Source organism: Heliophilum fasciatum (genome assembly GCF_004341395.1).
Taxonomy (GTDB): Bacteria; Bacillota; Desulfitobacteriia; order Heliobacteriales; family Heliobacteriaceae; genus Heliophilum; species Heliophilum fasciatum.
Map to the genome: position 1 here is coordinate 1 of NZ_SLXT01000020.1, position 17,778 is coordinate 17,778.

The window sequence follows — 17,778 nt, forward strand, 5'->3', positions numbered from 1 at the left end:
GAAAGACGATCTGGTCGATCGGCCCGGCATGTACGCACCGCGAGGTGTTTAGTGGACGGGTACGAATCAGTCGAGGTCTTGACCTCACAGGACGTTCATCACTCACCCAAGTTACTGTGCAGTTTTCAGTGAGCAAATTTTTTCAGTTTTTAGAAGAAGGCTTATCAGCCTTTTTTTCTTTTTTTAAATCAATAGCATTGATCATAGAATAAATGACCCGTAAGAATAGGACTATTTAAAAAGCTCCTATTCTTTACGGGTCATTTATTTTAATAAACTGTTTCATAAAAGGTATTGGCCATTTACATATACTTAGATGACTTTGAGGAACTTTTCACCATGACAAGCACAATTAAGAGAGCATGGGCATACTATAGGAGCATCCCCAAACTCCAGAAATGAAAAGGTGTGGTAGCGGATGAGCGGTAAAGCGAGACATTTCTATGCAGGAGGGAATACGTCGGTTGGTTTTTATTCGCTCTTTGACTCAGTCTTTCAAGATGTGGAGCGGAAGTTGATCTTGAAAGGCGGACCGGGAACGGGCAAGTCAACATTGATGAAGACGGTGGGAGATCGATTTTTACAAGCAGGTTTTGACGTAGAGTTTATCCATTGTGCTTCAGATAATGGCTCTCTTGACGGGTTCATCGTGCCATCTTTAAAGTTAGGGATGGTCGATGGGACAGCACCTCATGTTATTGATCCGCGTTATCCAGGAGTCGTTGACGAGATCCTTAATCTCGGTGATTTTTGGGATGGCAGTAAACTCTATCTGCATAAAAAAGAAGTGATCGCCTTAACCGATGAGATCTCCGCTAATTTTGCCTCCGCCTACGAACGCTTTGCTGAAGCTAAGATCATTCATGATGAATGGGAACAGTATTATATCGAGGGCATGGACTTCAATAAGATGTCAGCAATGACAGACGAACTGATTCAGAAAGTTATCGCCATTGTACCTGATAAGGGCGGTTCAGGGAGAGAACGCCATCTTTTTATGGGTGCGGCAACACCGGACGGTTCTCGCGATTTCTATGATAATCTTACCGGCCATCTGGATCGTCGGTTTATCATTAAAGGAAAGCCGGGGAGCGGTAAATCAACCTTACTTAAAAAGATAGCGACGGCTGCTTTGACAAAAGGCTATGCGGTGGAACGTTATCACTGTGGTTTTGATCCCCATTCGCTCGATATGATTCTGCTTCCTGAGTTATCAATCGCGCTACTTGATGGAACTGCACCACATGTACTCGATCCTTCGCGGCCCAATGATGAACTGGTCGACCCTTTTCTCTATATGGATCAGCAAGTTTATGAGAAGAACTTGCAGCAGATCGAAGAAGTGGAGCAACGTTATCGTAAAGTTGTGGCAGAGGGAACAGCATTCTTAGCCAAAGCGAAGGATCGTCATGATGAATTAGAAGCTATCTATGTATCAGCGATGGATTTTGAGCGTATGGGGCAGCAGAGCCGCAAGGTCGTCAATCATTTTTTCAGGATCGGCAATGATGTAGGGATTCCGGAAGTGCTTTAGAATAAGATTTGATTTGTAACGAAGAATTCAAATAAATTTATGGATGAAAAGGCGACTTCGCTTTTGCGGCAAGGTCGCCTTTTCTTTTGGGAAGCAATCGGTGATATTGAGCGTATTGAGCGATGAAGCGATGAAGCTATTGAGCGATGAAGCGATTGAACGATACCCGATTTGTTGAACGAGCGGAAATAAGATAAAATAAAAGTGACAAAACATCATTAGGAGCAAGTGACGAATGTATCAAAATCTCGAAGAAGTGATTGATGATCTTGAGAAGCATGGCCATTTAGTTCGCATTCGGGAAGAAGTAGACCCTTATCTCGAAATGGCTGCGATTCATCTGAAAGTGTACGAGGAAGGCGGTCCCGCTTTATTATTTGAAAAGGTAAAAGGGTCAAAGTATCGGGCTGTTTCCAATTTATTTGGCTCGATCGAAAGAAGTAAATTCATTTTCCGTAAAACCTGGTCAAGCACACAAGATGTAATTGCCTTAAGGAACGATCCTTTCAAAGCGCTGAAAAATCCTTTTGCCCATGTTCGCTCAGCCATGGCTGCTACACAGGCATTACCGAAGCAAGAGTCGTCATTACCGGCGTCATTCCAAGAAATCAAGATAGCCGATCTGCCGTTGATTCAGCATTGGCCCAATGATGGGGGCGCATTTATTACCTTGCCTCAAGTCTATAGTGAAGACCCGGAAAAGCCGGGAATTATGAACGCCAACCTGGGTATGTACCGAGTTCAATTGAATGGCAATAAATATGAATTAAACAAAGAAATCGGTGTGCACTATCAAATCCATCGAGGTATTGGGGTACATCAAGCTAAAGCAACGAAAAAAGGTGAACCATTAAAAGTCAGCATTTTCATTGGCGGGCCACCGGCTCATACGCTATCGGCGGTGATGCCCTTGCCGGAAGGCCTAAGTGAGATGACCTTTGCCGGTATGCTTGCCGGCCGTCGCTTTCGCTACAGCTACGTTGATGGCTATTGTATTAGTCATGATGCTGACTTTGTGATTACCGGTGAAATTCATCCGGGAGAAACAAAACCCGAGGGGCCTTTTGGGGATCATCTTGGTTATTACAGTTTGACCCATGATTTTCCCCTGATGAGAGTTCATAAAGTCTACGCCAAGCAAAATGCGATTTGGCCTTTTACCGTTGTGGGACGGCCGCCCCAAGAGGATACATCCTTTGGGGAGCTCATTCATGAACTGACCGGTGATGCTGTCCAAAAAGAAATCCCCGGTGTGAAAGAAGTGCATGCCGTCGATGCGGCCGGAGTACATCCCTTGCTTTTTGCCATTGGCAGCGAGCGCTACACGCCGTACCAACAAGTGAAGCAACCGGCGGAACTGTTGACGCTGGCCAACCGGATATTAGGGACTGGGCAACTGAGTTTGGCCAAGTACTTATTGATTGCAGCGGAAGAAGACCAACCGCTGGATACGCACCGGGAAGTTGATTTTTTAACGTATATCTTAGAGCGAGTGGATTTGCGTCGCGATATTCACTTCCAAACCAACACGACGATCGATACCTTGGATTATTCCGGTACCGGCTTAAATCAAGGCAGTAAGGTGATTATTGCCGCTTGTGGGGACCGTAAGCGAATCTTATGCCAAGAAGTACCCGAGCAAATCAAAAAACTGCCGGAAGAACTGCAAAATTTTAGCCATCCACGATTCGTTATGCCCGGTGTCGTAGCCCTTCAAGGACCGGCTTTTTCAACGTACGCAAAGGCGCAGAAGGAATTCGATGAACTAGCTAAAGTAATTCAACAAAAGGGTGCCATGTCTTCTTGTCCGCTGATCTTGGTCTGTGATGACAGCGAAGATATCAGTCGTTCGATCAAAGATTTTCTTTGGGTTACCTTTACCCGCAGTAATCCCGCCTGTGATATGTATGGCGTGAACGCCTCTTATGCTAACAAACACTGGGGCTGTGACAATATGATCATTGATGTGCGCAGCAAGCCGCATCATGCACCGCCATTGATTCCGGATCGGGATGTAGAGAAAAAAATTGAACGATACTTTACCAAGGGAGCTCCATTAGCGGGTATGGCGTTTTAAAGCAGACATGGCTTTTAAAGCGGGTATGGTGCTTAATAGGTAAAGATAAAGGAGGCAACATGCAAAAGTTAGCCTCCTTTTTTTGCCACGGAAATAGTAGGTCCGTAGTCCGTCTGTACAGAATTTCATAGTATGTTATTATATGAATTATTAAATGACACTACGTTGCAAAAAATCCATTTAATTGGCTATTATCTAGCGGAGGTAGCCGAGAATATCTTGATTAACGATATTATTTAATTTAATAGGGATTTTATAGGGAAAGAGGAGATGGGTTTGCAGTTCTTTACGATTTGTTACGTAGATGACGTTTCATCTACAATCAAAGAAGTTCATTTACTTGGGGAATCAGAGACTGAAATCCATCAACTATTTTATAATTTTTATGAAAATGCGGAAATTATCTCCGTTGAAAAAAATAAAGATAAAACAGATCTACTTCATCAGACATTGACTTCGATTAGCAACAGTTTGGAGTAACTTGGCCTACGCTAGGCTTTTTTTTATTTAGATGATGTTGTATGACTGGCTAAGTATGACACTTATATTTTCAGGGTATGTTACGCTCGGAGGTGCTTGCATTGGAATATCGCAGATTCGGGAATAAAATCATCGTTCGTCTGGACAAAGGCGATGAAATCATTACGTCGATAAAACGGTTATGTCAGGAGCAAAAGGTTTTCCTGGGTACGGTTACTGGTCTCGGTGCCATTGGCCATGCCGTCATCGGTCTTTTTGCATCAGGGACCAAGCAATATCATTCGCAAGAGCGTACCGGTGATATGGAAATCGCCAGCTTAGTGGGCAATATCTCGCAAATGAACGGTGAAGTATATCTTCACGTCCATGCTACGCTTACCGACGCGACATATCAGGCTTTTGGCGGTCATCTGTCATCGGCCGTAATCAGTTGTACCGGAGAATTGGTCGTTGAAGTGATTGAAGGAGCGATTGCTCGCGCTTTTAACGAAGAGATCGGATTAAATCTGATTAAATTTTCTTAACGTAGCTATTATGCTGCTTTTGATGCGCGCTTCTTCGGCTGCTGACCCTGTCAGTGGCCTTTTTAGCGTGATGTTTTATATTTTAACATTTAATAGCGTTGCCTATAAACCCCAGCATAGGATACACTGATTTTTAAATGTCGCATGTTGCCCCCACAAAATCGTCGTTATGAAGGAGCCGTTACATGGGAACTGGTTTTTACGCAATCTTTGCAGTTGTACTTTCCGTTTATGGACTCATCAACTACTATATTGGATCGCATATTTGGAACTGGCTAAAAGCATTGGGTCTGTCGCCAAACATGCGCTTCTTTTTTTGGGGATTGCTCACGTTCATTGCGTCTTCTTTCCTGCTTTCCCATTTCGCCAAAGCATTCTTGCCGGTAGTGGTGATTGATGGACTGGCGCTGATCGGTTCGTACTGGCTTGCCGCGATGCTTTATTTTACTTTAACCCTTTTGGTTTTCGATCTTTTGCGCCTTTGGCAACGCTGGGTAGGACTGCTGCCCAGCGCGTGGGTGGAAAGGCCCGATGCGGGGGTCATCGCCGGTGCGGTGATCGGCGCCATTGTGCTGACGATTTTAAGTTATGGTATCTGGAACGCCCGTCACCCCGTAGCCAACTCCTATGATCTGCAGATCAACAAAAGTGCACCAGGCCTGAAGGAAGCTCATGTGGTGATGCTGTCCGATATTCATCTGGGCACGATTATTCACAGCGACCGTTTAGCGGAGATGGTAGCGCAAGTCAATGCGCTGCAACCGGATTTAATTTTGCTGGCCGGCGACACCCTCGACAGTGATATTGGACCATTTATCGATCAAGATATGGCGAGCATCATGAAGAAATTGCGCGCTAACTGGGGTGTTTATGCAATCACTGGCAACCACGAATATATCGGCGGCCATGGCTTTGACTTTGTGCAGGCCTTGGAAGGGGTAGGCATCGCTGTATTGCAGGATCGAGCGGTTAAGATCCAAGATGCTTTTTATGTAATCGGCCGCATGGATCGAGCCAGTGAGCGGTTTACGGGGGAGAAACGCAAAGACATGGAAGCGTTGCTGGCCGATGTTGATCGCTCCTTACCGATGATTCTCTTGGATCACCAGCCCTTTCAGTTAGAGCAACCGGAGCAAGCAGGGATTGACCTGCAGCTTTCCGGACATACGCATCGGGGACAGATGTTTCCTTTTCACTGGATCACCGGATCAATGTATGAAGTCGATGCCGGCTATCTGCGCAAAAATGCTTTGCAGGTGATCGTTTCTACCGGCTATGGTACTTGGGGACCGCCGCTGAGAATCGGCAATCGTCCGGAAATCGTTTCGGTGAAGTTGCACTTTACCGGTGGGGATCAACGGGATTAGGTCCCTCTTCCGTCTCCGTTACATAAGGATAAAGAAAGCCATCGCTACCGCAACAGGGCGATGGCTTTCCATGATGAACGGTTGGCGGGGGGAGGAAACCATGCCAAGTGACCTCACTTTTTTTCAGTTTCTCTTTTTTTTCATTCCCGGGTTTATCTCGATCAAAGTCTATGATTTATTGATGCCGGGGCTGCCGCGCGATTTTTCGCAAGCGATTTATGAAGCGATAGCCTATAGTTCACTTAATTTTGCCGCCATGTCTTGGATGATCTGGCCGCTCGTTACCGGTAATGTGCTGATGGTCAATCCGGCTCGTGGCGCTGTTGAACTGATGGTCATCCTGATGATTATGCCGGTGATCTGGCCGCTGCTGATCATTCATCTCTCGCGCTTACCTTGGGTAGCCCGGTATATTGTTACGCTCAAACGGCGTCCCTGGGACGAGGTCTTCAGTGATCGCCAACATTACTGGGTGATCGTTCACCTCAAAGATGGCCGTAAAATCGGCGGCAAGTATGGCGATAATTCCTACGCTTCGGTGTTTCCGGAGAATGAACAGATTTACCTGGAGGAGCTTTGGCAAATTGACGATCACGGTGCTTTTGACCGGAAAGTAGAACGGTCGCAAGGGATGATTATCTTAAATACGGAAATTGTGGCTGTTGAGTTTTTTGAACCGTAAGCAGTGGAAATATCGAAGCGCTTCGTACGGTTGGTAATGATCGGTTAATAACGGAGAAAGGGGGTGCGCTATGGATAAAGAAAAAGGGGCCAACCGGCAAAATACCTACAAGAACTTGACCTACCGGCCTTTAGGTGAGTGCCAACGCAGTTATCAACCGGTGACCGGTGAATTTACAACGCCGCCCCAGGGGGGAAGTGGGATGCCGCCGAAGCCGAAAGAGGAAAAGAAAAAAGGCAAAGGCGCCCGAAGCGGCACCCTTGCCAGTAACAACAAAAATGATCGAGAAGTTGAATGACAGTAACTGAACTTATGTAGATAGCGCTTCGGCCGGCGGTGCTTGCGCAGCATCGACAAAACGCGCAGCGATTTGATGAAACTCGGCTTGGGCTTCAAGAAAAGCATCAACAATATCCGGGTCAAAGTGTGTGCCTTTGCCGTCGGTAATGACGGCGACGGCTTCGTGATGCATCATCGCCGGTTTATAAATGCGTCGTGTGATTAAGGCATCATAAACATCAGCCACGGCCATGATCCGGGCAAAAACAGGGATGGAATCGCCGCTAAGCCCATCGGGGTAGCCGGTGCCATCCCATTTTTCATGATGATGTAAGGCGATTTCTTTGGCCGATTGCAAAAAGGCCACTTTTCTACCAAGCTGTGTTTCGGCATGCTCGATGGCATCACGGCCGATGATGGCATGGGTTTTGATGATTGTAAATTCTTCCTCAGTGAGGCGTCCCGGTTTAAGCAGTACGCGATCGGGAATACCGACTTTGCCGATATCATGGAGGGGGGCACACTTAAAGAGCATCTCAATGTCACCGTCGGTAAGTACATCGCGAAAGCGTGGGTGAGCCTGTAATCTTCGAGCCAGTGCTTGGACATAGTATTGGGTTCGCTGGATGTGATTGCCCGTTTCATTGTCCCGTGTTTCCGCGAGGGATGTCATCATCAGTATGGTGGCATCTTGGATCTCTTGGATTTCTTGCGTTCTTTTCAAGATTTTTCGTTCCAAAATTTGATTTTGATCACGCAAGATGTCGGTCGTTTCTTTCAGTTGCATATGGGTGCGGAGACGAGCGAGAACGATGGGTGGACTGATTGGTTTGGTGATATAATCTACGGCCCCCAATTCAAGCCCTTTTTGTTCGTCATCGATGTTGGACTTGGCCGTTAGAAAGATAACAGGAATGGTTTTGGTTCGCTCATCGGCTTTCAGTCTGCGGCAAACTTCGTAACCGTCCATGACGGGCATCATGATGTCGAGCAAAATCAGATCAGGCATTTTTTCGCCGCCGGCGATACGCAATGCTTTTTCGCCGCTGTTGGCTACTTTAACTTTGTACTCATCTTTAAGCAACGCGCTCATTAAGGCAAGATTATCCGGTGTATCGTCGACGACGAGAATAGTTTTCTTTTCATCCGGATTTAGCATGGCTTTCCTCCTTTATCGTTTCATTTTATCAAAGATGTCAAGATGCGTTGAGGAATTGGTTGAGCTCATGCAGGGCAAGGTTAAATTCAAAGTCTTGGATGGCTTGGGCGATAGGCTCGTAATGGTCTCCGAGCCAGAGCTTGAGGATTGCTTCATGTTCCGTAAGGAGATCGACGGCTTCGGAATCATCTTCAGCAAGGAGGGCAGTCAAGCGTTTACCGATTTCAACGGCTTTGGTTTGATCAATGGGCAAGGTTGAAGCAGGGTCAATAGTGGAAACCCGGGCAGATGGTAGGTCGGGGGCGGGAGCAGTATCAACAGGGGTTTGTGATGCCGCCGATTCGATTCCCAGTGCTTTTTCCAATTGGGTGATTAGCGATAACAGATCGAATGAAAATGCATCCAATAAGCGCTCCACATCGCCAGGGCTTGTTTGGTTGCGAATTGCTGCTTCCAGCGTTGCCGCCTGCTCCATCAGTGCTGTAGCACCGAGATTACCCAGCAATCCTTTTGTTGTATGGATCAGCCGTTCGGCACCAACTTGATCACCGGAAGACAAAGCGGCTTGAGTCTGTTCAGGAAGTGATTTTTGACTGGCCACAAACTTTCGTAACAACGAAATATAAAGCGCTTTTTTGCCGAGTACCCGCCTAAGGCCGACAGAGAGATCGATACCTTCTACCGGCGATAGAAAGCCCAATTCGAAGGCGGTATCGACTGCCGGGGAAGCGGTATCGGATTGTTGCGGCTCCCCTTGCCCCGTGCTTAACATGACCTGGGAGGGAGGATGGGCCGTCGGTTGGGCAGCGGGTATTGTTGATGAGGAAGTGGCAGCAAGGGCAGTTGGAGCGGTGCTGGGCGAAGAGGCTGGTTGCTTGATCCAGTGGTGCAAGGCGTTCCAGAGTTTCTCTGGATCAATCGGCTTACTTACATAATCGTTCATACCGGCCTGGAGACAACGCTCGCGATCACCTTGAATGGCATTGGCCGTCATCGCGATAATCGGCAGATCTTTAAACCGTGCTTGCTTCCGGATCTCTTTGGTTGCGGTGATTCCATCCATCACCGGCATCTGCATGTCCATCAGGACAAGGTCGTAGCGTTTTTTATCCAACATGCGCAGTGCTTCTTGGCCATTAACGGCAACATCAACGTTGATCGCTGCTTCTTCAAGAATGCCCATCGCCACTTCTTGATTGATTTCGTTATCTTCGACCAGCAGGACATGGCTGTCGCAAAAAGCTTCCATGTTGGCGTCGTGTTGATTCTGAGGTTCCGCTTCGATACTGCGCAGCGTGTCTTCTTCGGTGGTGCAGAGAATCGAGGCCACTGTTTCAAAGAGTATGGACGGTTGAATCGGTTTAACGAGCACACTTTGGAAACCAACGGCTTGGGCCTGCGGAAAGAGTTCTTCCCGGCCATAGGCAGTGATCATGACAAGATGGGGCTGCGTCGGTATCGGTTTCTGGCGGATACGGCGTCCGGCTTCCAAGCCGTCCATGGCCGGCATTTGCCAGTCCATAAAAACGATCTCATAAGGTTTGTCTTTGGCTTTGGAGACCAACTGAATCGATTCTTCACCGGAACCGGCTTCGGTCACGTTAAAGCCCAGGGACTCCAAGGTTTCGGCAATGATGTTGCGAGCCGTCACGTTATCGTCAACGACCAAGACTTTGCGGCCACGCAAGTTGGATTCAATGAGACGAAGGGGTGTACGCGCTTTGCCTTTGCCAAGGCGACAACTAAACCAGAAGGTACTTCCTTGGCCCAAAGTGCTTTCTACGCCGACGGTGCCATTCATGAGTTCGGCCAACTTTTTGGAGAGGGCCAGACCTAAGCCGCTGCCGCCGTACTTGCGGGTCGTTGAGGAATCGGCTTGATGAAAACTCTGGAACAAGTTGCGTTGCTGTTCCTCCGTCAGACCGATGCCTGTATCGCGCACGGCAAAATAAAGCAATACGTCCGTTTCAGTTTCCTCTTCGACGCGGATACGGATGGTGATTTCGCCTTTTTCGGTAAATTTGACCGCGTTATTGGTGTAGTTAATCAGGATTTGGCCGAGCCGCAGGGGATCGCCGATGAGATTGTTGGGCACTTGTTGATCAATGTCAAAAATGATCTCGATGTTTTTGGCGGCCGCCCGATCAATGTTCTGCGATGCAACCGTATCGAGTACCGATTCCAATTGGAACGACGTATGTTCGATGGTCATTTTTCCGGCTTCCACTTTGGAAAAGTCGAGAATATCGTTGATGATCCCCAGCAGGTGTTGACCGGAATGCTGGATTTTCTTGCCGTAATTGCGTTGCTGATCCGTAAGGGGGGTCTTGAGCAAGAGGTGAGTCATACCGATAATCGCATTCATCGGGGTGCGAATTTCATGGCTCATGTTGGCCAGAAAATCGCTTTTGGCTTTGTTGGCTTCTTCGAGAATGCGGTTTTCTTCCAGCAGCTTTTTTTCAGCGATAATGCGCCTGCCGACGAGGGCACCGATGGCGATATTAAGCAAGATCGTTAAGGTCAGGAAGAGCATTTGACTTTTTCTTGCTTCATGATAACGCCGGATGTTTTCCTGATGGGCTTGTTCCGCACCGGCTGACAGAAAATCAGCGATGGCATATAACTCATTCATGTTTTGCTTCATCATCCGTAACGATGAATCGCCGATTACCCAGTTACCAAAGATCAGGGCGACCGATAAGAGGATCATTAAACAGAGGCTGGAAAGTGTTTTATTTTTGAACATGGCCGATTCTCCTTCAAAACGGTACCTATAGAAAAGGCAAAGCCCCGGTAGAATTAAAATGGTGGCTTTGCCCTGTAACGGATGAGTATGGGGTTGTAGGTTAACCTTGGCTACCGAGTTTCGTAATGCCGAATTGGAAAGCTTGGATGATGTTTTCTAAGTTCTCTGCTGTTCGGGCGACTTGTTCCAAGGCCTGATGCTGCACATTACTGTTTTCAAAGGTGTTTTTGGACAGCCCAGCCGCTTCTTTAAGCGAGGTCACCACACCGGTTGTGGCTTCTGATGTTTTGCGGTTATAGCTGATCAATTGCTCGATGGCGCGATTGCCTTTTTCGAGGTCGCTTTGGGTTGCTTTGATCGCATCGATTGATTTTTTGACGAGGTCATTGATTTCTTCAAGGGTGACTTTAATTTCTTGGGCAGAACGGGCCGAGATCTCGGCAAGTTTGCGCACTTCACCGGCCACCACAGCGAAGCCGCGGCCGTTTTCACCGGCGCGGGCCGCTTCAATGGCTGCATTTAAAGCCAGCAAGTTGGTCTGCGAAGCAATATCTTCAATCAAGGTGGCGATCTGTTCGACTTCGGTGGAACGCTGCTCTAACTGTCCAATATTATCATTGGAAAAATTCATGGAAGCGATGACTTTTTCGGAATTGCGTTTGACATCATCGGTGAATTGGAGCGATTGTGCCGTTTGCTGCTGTAACAACTGTGCATCCGCAAAGCCTTTCGAAGAAAGCTCCATCGTTTTGTGGGAGTATTGGTTCACTTCATGAGAAAGGCTGGTTACTTCTTGGGATTTGGCACTAATTTCTTGCGATAATTGTACTAATTGTTGAGCTGTCGTTTCAAAGGTTTGCAGCAGATCCTGCCGTGGGCGATTGTCTTTGAAAAATCCAACGGCGCCAATGAGTTTTTTCTGCTCATCGTAAATGCCGCCATTCGTCATCAACATGTGCAGCGGTGTGCCGGCTTTATTATAAATGGTCACAGGGGCATCTTTGAAGAAGTTACCGGAATCGAGGCACTTTTGGGTAGGGCAGTTCTGACAATGGTCACCTTTGAAAATATCATGGCATTTCATCCGCATGGCTTCGCCTTCACTGTACCCGGTTAGTTCAGCAATGCTTTTAGGCCAATAAAGAATGTTATAATTCATGTCCCGTACATAGTAAGGATCAGGCACGGCAGCAGCGATGCTTTCCAAAATTTTCGACGCACTGTTTACCGGTGATATTTGCGTGATTTCCGGTGGTCGAATATTTTTATTGCGCTTTTGAGTCGGCGGGAACAAATTAAACATGAGCATCGCTCCTTCGCTGGTGAAAAATCGTCAAATCAAAACATACTCTTTCACTTATAACCATAATATATCATAATTTTTCAATGTGGTCTTATGCAGAACTGGTTAACGCAAAGATAATTCTATGATACGGTGCTTTCCTCGAAAAAATCACGCAATTGCTTCGCTTAGCAGTGAACATGAAGGAAAATAGAAAAAAAACAACGAATATACCAGACCAAAGAAATACATAAAAAGGACACGAACAGGATGCATCATAATCCAGTTGATCAATGGGTGAAAATTCTTTTGCCAGAAGCTCTGACGGGGTGCTTAACGGAAAAAGCGACACAAGCCTCGATTGATAAATACCTGGAAACGGGGCAGTTATTATCGCATCGATGGGATCCGGCAGCCATCGTTCCCGATGATGGGACCGACTGGAGTCATGTTGATGCGATCCAACGTATTGAAAAGATCGAAGTGGCCGGGTTTCGGGAGAACTGTTTTCCCCAACCGTGGAGCATGCGGCCAGCAGGGATGAATGTGATCTATGGTCCTACCGGTTCGGGCAAAACGTCCTTGCTGGCCGCGATGGAATTGGCGATAACCGGTCAAATGGCGCATGTACCGGACGGTGACGCTGCTGAGCTCGCCCACGCCATCGGTTTGTTTTATCGCAACCAAAAGGGGCAGTCGAAGCAGATGGGGAAAGACCGTCCATGGCCCTTCGAAACGTTGGAAGCAGCTTGGTATGGCACTGTCTATGGACGTAGCCAGCATTCATTGAACCGACAATTCGGACGCTTTAATCATTTGAACATGGCCAGTGCCGCTGCTTTTGCATTGGAAGCCGGTCAGCCTATGCCCGGCAGTGCTGAGGTTGAACTTTTTTCGCGGCTGCTTTTTGGTGATGAAGTCATCAAGATGGAGAAAACTTGGATACGCTTTCGCGGTGCTTTTGAAAAACGCTGCAAGAAATTGCACAGTGAGTTGGAGCAACTGCATGAACTGATTATTGGGCAAGAACAAGCGATGGCCGTCGAAAGTTGTGCGGTGAGTGCTGATGCAAACATGTTGCCCGATGAACGGTTACAGTTGGAAAAGGAATATGCCATACGGGCAGAGGAGATCGCTCGTTTTCAACAGGAGCAGGGCGATTTTCAGACATTGATGGCCCGGTACCAAGCGGTGCTTACGCAATATAGCGAGGCGAAGCGGTGGTTGCTCAATCCCTCCATTGGCGAAGAGTTTGAAAAAATTCAGCAGGAAATTGCCGACTTATTGGCGCAGGAAGCGCAGGAAGAAACGGAAAAGCGAAGCCAGGAAAGGACCATCGGGGACAAGGAGTCTGCGTTGCTGGAGGAAGCGAAGGAGCGCTTGCAGGCTTTTGGACGAGAATATTTGCGTTATGCTACGAATGAGAGTACTTGTCCCTTATGTTATGCTGCTTACGGTTCGCCGGAAGAATTGCGCGATCATGTATTTGGGCAACCTCGGCAAACACAGGAACAAGCCAACCGCAAAGCGCGAATTGTGGAATTACAAAACAAAGTCGATCTTTTGAAACGCATGGGCATTACGGCCGAAGCCATGACAAAGGCGCGTAATTTTACGAATGATGATCCGATCTATCGCGAATATTTGCAGGATTGTCCGGAAGTGACTTTTGAAATTTATGTACAGGGATGTATGGATGATCTTCATGTCAAAATCAAGTCCATCGAACAAAGTATCGGGCGGCTACGGCAGGTGCAAGCTGCGATCCAACAAAACTTGGCCGGTGAGGAGGCTGTCCATGACTTGCCAACGACGGAGCAGCACCAGGAGGCCTTGCAGAACTATCAACAACTGCAGCGGGAACGATTGAAGCAATATGCCCGGGTGCAGCAGGCACTGGAAGTATTGCGTTCCTTACCGCCCCTGAAGCAGTTCACCACAGCGATCTTGACGCAACTGGGGGAAATGATTCGTGATGGCTTTATGCGCATTCACGGTGCCGATGGATTTGCCGATTTGAAGAACGACCGGCGCGGTTTCTGTGCACTGCGTACCGATGACGGTGCCAAGTTGACGCTACGGCAGATGAATCCAGGACAGCGAACCACACTGGCGCTGTCGGTGTTATTGTCCCTGCACCGATTGCGGCCGCAGGTACCGCGGTTTTTGCTTTTGGATGAACCGGCGCAGCATTTAAATGAAGAACAGATGAAAAACTTTGTTGATATGCTCATGGACGTGATGAACGAAGGTATGCAATGTTTTATTGCTACCGCTGATCCTGTGTTTGCACGACATTGTTGGGATAAGATGCAACAGTTCCGTGGTCAAACCCGTTTTGTCCGGTTGCCGATTCATTTACAGGAAGCGTAACAGCCAATGAATCGAGCTGTGGTCTTGACGTTCAAGGCGAGGGATAGCAAAATAGATGATAGGCATGTTTAGAAAGGAAGATTTCCGATGCGCTTGCTTACACGTTCTGATTTTGATGGCTTAGCTTGTGCTGTTCTTTTTGAAGAACTGGGTATGGTTCATGAGCGTAAATTTGTTCATCCTAAGGATCTGCAAGATGGTGTAGTCGAAGTAACGGCTGATGATATTTTAGCCAATGTGCCCTATGTACCGGGATGCGGCTTATGGTTCGATCATCATGCCAGTGAAGAGGAACGGGGATCGCTGCAGAATCAATGTGCCGGTTGCAGTCGCCAAGCACCCAGTGCTGCCCGGGTGATCTACGACTACTATGGCGGTGCGGAGCGTTTTCCGCAGCATCTGAACGACTTGATGGCCGCTGTCGACAAGTCCGATTCGGCCGCTTTTACCATCGATGAAGTGTTGCATCCGCAAGGGTGGCCCTTGCTGTCCTTTATTATGGATCCGCGTACCGGATTGGGGCGTTTTCGGGATTATCGCATCTCCAATTATCAATTGATGGATGCGTTGATCGGCTATTGCCGGACGCTGACGATCGACGAGATCTTGGCGTTGCCCGATGTGCAAGAGCGGGTGAAACGGTATTATGAACAAGACCGGTTGTTCCGGGAAATGGTGGCCAAGCATACGCAACTCCATGGTAATGTGATCGTCACCGATTTACGTAATGTCGATTTGATCTATAGCGGCAATCGCTTTATGATCTACGCCATGTATCCGGAACAAAATATATCGATTTGGGTGGTCGATGGTCGTAACAAGCAAAATTGCGTTTTTGCTTGCGGTCATTCGGTATTTAACCGAACATCCACAACGAATGTCGGTTCGTTAATGCTCAAATACGGCGGCGGCGGTCATCCCAAAGTAGGGACATGCCAGGTTCCCTATGCCGAGGCTGATCAAGTGCTGCAAGTATTGATTGAGCAAATGAAGCAAGACTAGTTGATGATTCAGACAGCGTGACGAAAGGGTTTTTTGGAATGAAGATGACAGGTGCACAAGCGGTTGTTGCTTGTTTAGAAAAAGAAGGCGTTGAACTGATCTTTGGGTATCCCGGTGGGGTTGTACTGCCTCTCTATGATGCTCTCTATGACTCTTCCATTCGCCATGTGCTGACCCGCCATGAGCAGGGGGCAGCCCATGGGGCTGACGGTTATGCCCGGGCAACCGGCAAGGTCGGCGTTTGCTTTGCCACCAGCGGCCCCGGGGCGACGAACTTGATCACAGGGATTGCGACGGCTAACATGGACTCCGTTCCCATGGTTTGTATTACCGGACAGGTGGTGATGCCGGTCATCGGTAAGGACTCTTTTCAGGAAGCGGACATTACGGGGATAACCGCGCCGATTACCAAGCATAACTACCTGGTGAAAAACCCCGCCGATTTGCCGCGGATCTTAAAAGAAGCTTTCTACATTGCGCGCACCGGCCGCCCCGGTCCGGTCGTCGTCGATATTCCCAAGGATATCTTTACCGCCACCATTGACTTTGTCTATCCGGAGGAAGTGAAGCTGCGCGGTTATAAACCGCTGTTCGCCGGCCAGGCGGAACAAGTGGATGCATTGGCGGAAGCACTGAGTAAGGCAAGCAAACCGCTGTTGTTTATTGGTGGTGGTGTCATCTCTGCCGGGGCATCAGCGGATCTGGTGCGGTTGGCTGAAACCTATGAAATTCCGGTGATCAGTTCGTTGATGGCGCTTGGGGCCATGCCGACGGATCATCGCCTCCACCTCGGTATGGTCGGCATGCACGGGACCGTAGCGGCGAACTTGGCCGTCATGAATTGTGATTTGCTTATCGGTGTGGGCGCACGCTTTGATGATCGTGTGACCGGCAAGATTACCCATTTTGCGCCTAATGCGCGAATTGCCCACCTGGATATCGATCCGGCCGAAATTGACAAAAACGTGCGGACCCATCTGCGCGTAATCGGTGATCTGGCCTGGAGCCTGCCGACGTTGCAGCAGTCCCTGGCCCGTTATGATTTTGTGGTCGAGAAACATACAGCCTGGCTTAATCAAGTCGTTCAGTGGCAGACCGATTCGCCGCTGACCTATCAAGCCAGTGAGACGGTGATTAAGCCGCAGTTGGTGATTCAAGAGTTGAATCGCCTGTCAGAAGGACGCGGTCTGGTCGTTACCGATGTGGGACAGCACCAGATGTGGACAGCCCAGTATCATCGTTTTTCACGGCCCCGGACCTTATTGACGTCGGGCGGGTTAGGTACGATGGGCTTTGGCTTGCCGGCGGCCATCGGCGCCCAACTGGCTTTTCCTGACGAACTGGTAACCTTAATTTCCGGTGACGGCTCGATCATGATGAACATTCAGGAACTGGCGACGATCGTCGAGCATCAATTGCCGATCAAAGTGGCCATTCTCAACAACAATGCCCTGGGTATGGTTCAACAGTGGCAACGCATGTTCTTTAACCAGCGCTACTCTCATTCGAGCTTTGGCGTAGGCGCTTCGGACTATGTGAAGATTGCCGAAGCTTTTGGGGCAACGGGCCTCCGGGCAACGACGCCGGGAGAACTGACGGAAGTGATTACGCAGGCGCTGGCGATCAATGGACCGGTTGTGATGGATATTCATGTTTGTGCAGAAGAAAATGTGTTGCCCATGGTGCCTGCCGGAGCATCTTTGGATCAGATGATTGAAGGAGGCGTAGGCTGATGCGGCATACTCTGGCAGTGTTAGTAGAAAATCATCCTGGCGTATTGGTTCATGTAGCCGGTCTGATTGCCCGGCGCGCTTTTAATATTGAGAGTATCTCGGCCGGTCATACGGAAGAGCCTGACATGACACGGATCACCATCGTGGTGGAAGGTGACGATCGCGATTTGAATCAGGTGGTCAACCAGTTGTCGAAGCTGGTCGATGTCATTAAAATCATTGACTTGACCCAGGAACCATCGATTGAGCGGGATATGGCCTTGATCAAAGTCAAGGCGCGGGCCGAGACTCGCTCCCATATCGTCGATATTGTCGAGATTTTCCGGGCGAAGATCGTCGATGTGAACCGGGAGACGATGGTGATTGAGTTGACCGGTGAAGAATCGAAGATTGACGCGCTCTGTGAAGTTCTTCAGGACTATGGCATCGTCGAGATGGTACGGACCGGTAAGATTGCCCTGGCTCGCCGTCCGGGAGCCGCCAAAGACGACGAGTAAATCATTGCTGTCGCGGCGTTGAAGCTGCGAATAAACACAAGGG

13 protein-coding genes and 1 rRNA gene are annotated in these 17,778 nt (G+C 48.4%); 11 read left to right on the forward strand and 3 right to left on the reverse strand.

Annotated features, from left to right (window positions below; all coding sequences use genetic code 11):
• From EDD73_RS10540 to EDD73_RS10570, 7 genes are all read left to right on the forward strand, one after another.
• Window positions 1–86 (forward strand): 23S ribosomal RNA (locus EDD73_RS10540); the annotation flags it as partial.
• A gap of 332 nt (window positions 87–418) precedes the next feature.
• A complete protein-coding gene (locus EDD73_RS10545) occupies window positions 419–1,534 on the forward strand; it encodes a PRK06851 family protein (RefSeq protein WP_131919761.1) in 1,116 nt (371 codons plus the stop codon).
• Between the two features lie 235 nt (window positions 1,535–1,769).
• On the forward strand, window positions 1,770–3,611 hold the full coding sequence (locus tag EDD73_RS10550) for a UbiD family decarboxylase (RefSeq protein ID WP_131919762.1): 1,842 nt from the start codon (window positions 1,770–1,772) through the stop codon (window positions 3,609–3,611).
• A gap of 581 nt (window positions 3,612–4,192) precedes the next feature.
• The gene (locus EDD73_RS10555) at window positions 4,193–4,615 is read left to right on the forward strand and encodes a PPC domain-containing DNA-binding protein (RefSeq protein ID WP_131919763.1); all 423 of its coding nucleotides are present in this window, start codon (window positions 4,193–4,195) and stop codon (window positions 4,613–4,615) included.
• Window positions 4,616–4,800: 185 nt separating this feature from the next.
• Window positions 4,801–5,982, forward strand: coding sequence for a metallophosphoesterase (locus tag EDD73_RS10560; protein WP_131919764.1), 1,182 nt, complete (start codon window positions 4,801–4,803; stop codon window positions 5,980–5,982).
• A gap of 100 nt (window positions 5,983–6,082) precedes the next feature.
• On the forward strand, window positions 6,083–6,664 hold the full coding sequence (locus tag EDD73_RS10565) for a DUF6338 family protein (protein ID WP_131919765.1): 582 nt from the start codon (window positions 6,083–6,085) through the stop codon (window positions 6,662–6,664).
• Window positions 6,665–6,734: 70 nt separating this feature from the next.
• Window positions 6,735–6,962, forward strand: coding sequence for a hypothetical protein (locus EDD73_RS10570; RefSeq protein ID WP_131919766.1), 228 nt, complete (start codon window positions 6,735–6,737; stop codon window positions 6,960–6,962).
• Window positions 6,963–6,974: 12 nt separating this feature from the next.
• Here the strand turns inward: EDD73_RS10570 and EDD73_RS10575 are convergent, their stop codons facing one another.
• The 3 genes from EDD73_RS10575 to EDD73_RS10585 all read right to left on the reverse strand — a co-directional run bounded on the left by EDD73_RS10575 (window position 6,975) and on the right by EDD73_RS10585 (window position 12,151).
• The gene (locus EDD73_RS10575) at window positions 6,975–8,102 is read right to left on the reverse strand and encodes a response regulator (RefSeq protein ID WP_131919767.1); all 1,128 of its coding nucleotides are present in this window, start codon (window positions 8,100–8,102) and stop codon (window positions 6,975–6,977) included.
• A 37-nt stretch (window positions 8,103–8,139) separates the two neighbouring features.
• A complete protein-coding gene (locus EDD73_RS10580) occupies window positions 8,140–10,848 on the reverse strand; it encodes a response regulator (protein ID WP_131919768.1) in 2,709 nt (902 codons plus the stop codon).
• Window positions 10,849–10,948: 100 nt separating this feature from the next.
• Window positions 10,949–12,151: a methyl-accepting chemotaxis protein gene (locus EDD73_RS10585; protein ID WP_207668871.1), complete on the reverse strand. Its 1,203-nt coding sequence runs from the start codon at window positions 12,149–12,151 to the stop codon at window positions 10,949–10,951.
• Window positions 12,152–12,439: 288 nt separating this feature from the next.
• Between EDD73_RS10585 and EDD73_RS10590 the strand changes: the two genes are divergently transcribed.
• The 4 genes from EDD73_RS10590 (at window position 12,440) to ilvN (ending at window position 17,735) form a co-directional block, all read left to right on the forward strand.
• Complete coding sequence (locus tag EDD73_RS10590; RefSeq protein WP_165876461.1) at window positions 12,440–14,503, forward strand: AAA family ATPase; 2,064 nt, start codon at window positions 12,440–12,442, stop codon at window positions 14,501–14,503.
• Between the two features lie 87 nt (window positions 14,504–14,590).
• Window positions 14,591–15,505: a DHH family phosphoesterase gene (locus tag EDD73_RS10595; protein WP_131919770.1), complete on the forward strand. Its 915-nt coding sequence runs from the start codon at window positions 14,591–14,593 to the stop codon at window positions 15,503–15,505.
• Window positions 15,506–15,543: 38 nt separating this feature from the next.
• Window positions 15,544–17,238 carry a biosynthetic-type acetolactate synthase large subunit gene (gene ilvB, locus EDD73_RS10600; RefSeq protein ID WP_131919771.1) on the forward strand — a complete coding sequence of 565 codons (1,695 nt, stop codon included), beginning with the start codon at window positions 15,544–15,546 and terminating at the stop codon, window positions 17,236–17,238.
• Complete coding sequence (gene ilvN / locus EDD73_RS10605) at window positions 17,238–17,735, forward strand: acetolactate synthase small subunit (RefSeq protein ID WP_131919772.1); 498 nt, start codon at window positions 17,238–17,240, stop codon at window positions 17,733–17,735. Before ilvB ends, ilvN begins: the two co-directional genes overlap by 1 nt.
• The last annotated feature ends 43 nt before the right edge of the window (window positions 17,736–17,778 follow it).

Bases quoted from the DNA above. Each gene is read 5' to 3' on its own strand.
- EDD73_RS10595 (WP_131919770.1), top strand. From the start codon at position 14,591: ATGCGCTTGCTTACACGTTCTGATTTTGATGGCTTAGCTTGTGCTGTT.
- EDD73_RS10545 (WP_131919761.1), top strand. From the start codon at position 419: ATGAGCGGTAAAGCGAGACATTTCTATGCAGGAGGGAATACGTCGGTT.
- ilvN (WP_131919772.1), top strand. From the start codon at position 17,238: ATGCGGCATACTCTGGCAGTGTTAGTAGAAAATCATCCTGGCGTATTG.
- EDD73_RS10570 (WP_131919766.1), top strand. From the start codon at position 6,735: ATGGATAAAGAAAAAGGGGCCAACCGGCAAAATACCTACAAGAACTTG.
- EDD73_RS10560 (WP_131919764.1), top strand. From the start codon at position 4,801: ATGGGAACTGGTTTTTACGCAATCTTTGCAGTTGTACTTTCCGTTTAT.
- EDD73_RS10550 (WP_131919762.1), top strand. From the start codon at position 1,770: ATGTATCAAAATCTCGAAGAAGTGATTGATGATCTTGAGAAGCATGGC.
- ilvB (WP_131919771.1), top strand. From the start codon at position 15,544: ATGAAGATGACAGGTGCACAAGCGGTTGTTGCTTGTTTAGAAAAAGAA.
- EDD73_RS10575 (WP_131919767.1), bottom strand. From the start codon at position 8,102: ATGCTAAATCCGGATGAAAAGAAAACTATTCTCGTCGTCGACGATACA.
- EDD73_RS10580 (WP_131919768.1), bottom strand. From the start codon at position 10,848: ATGTTCAAAAATAAAACACTTTCCAGCCTCTGTTTAATGATCCTCTTA.
- EDD73_RS10565 (WP_131919765.1), top strand. From the start codon at position 6,083: ATGCCAAGTGACCTCACTTTTTTTCAGTTTCTCTTTTTTTTCATTCCC.
- EDD73_RS10585 (WP_207668871.1), bottom strand. From the start codon at position 12,151: ATGTTTAATTTGTTCCCGCCGACTCAAAAGCGCAATAAAAATATTCGA.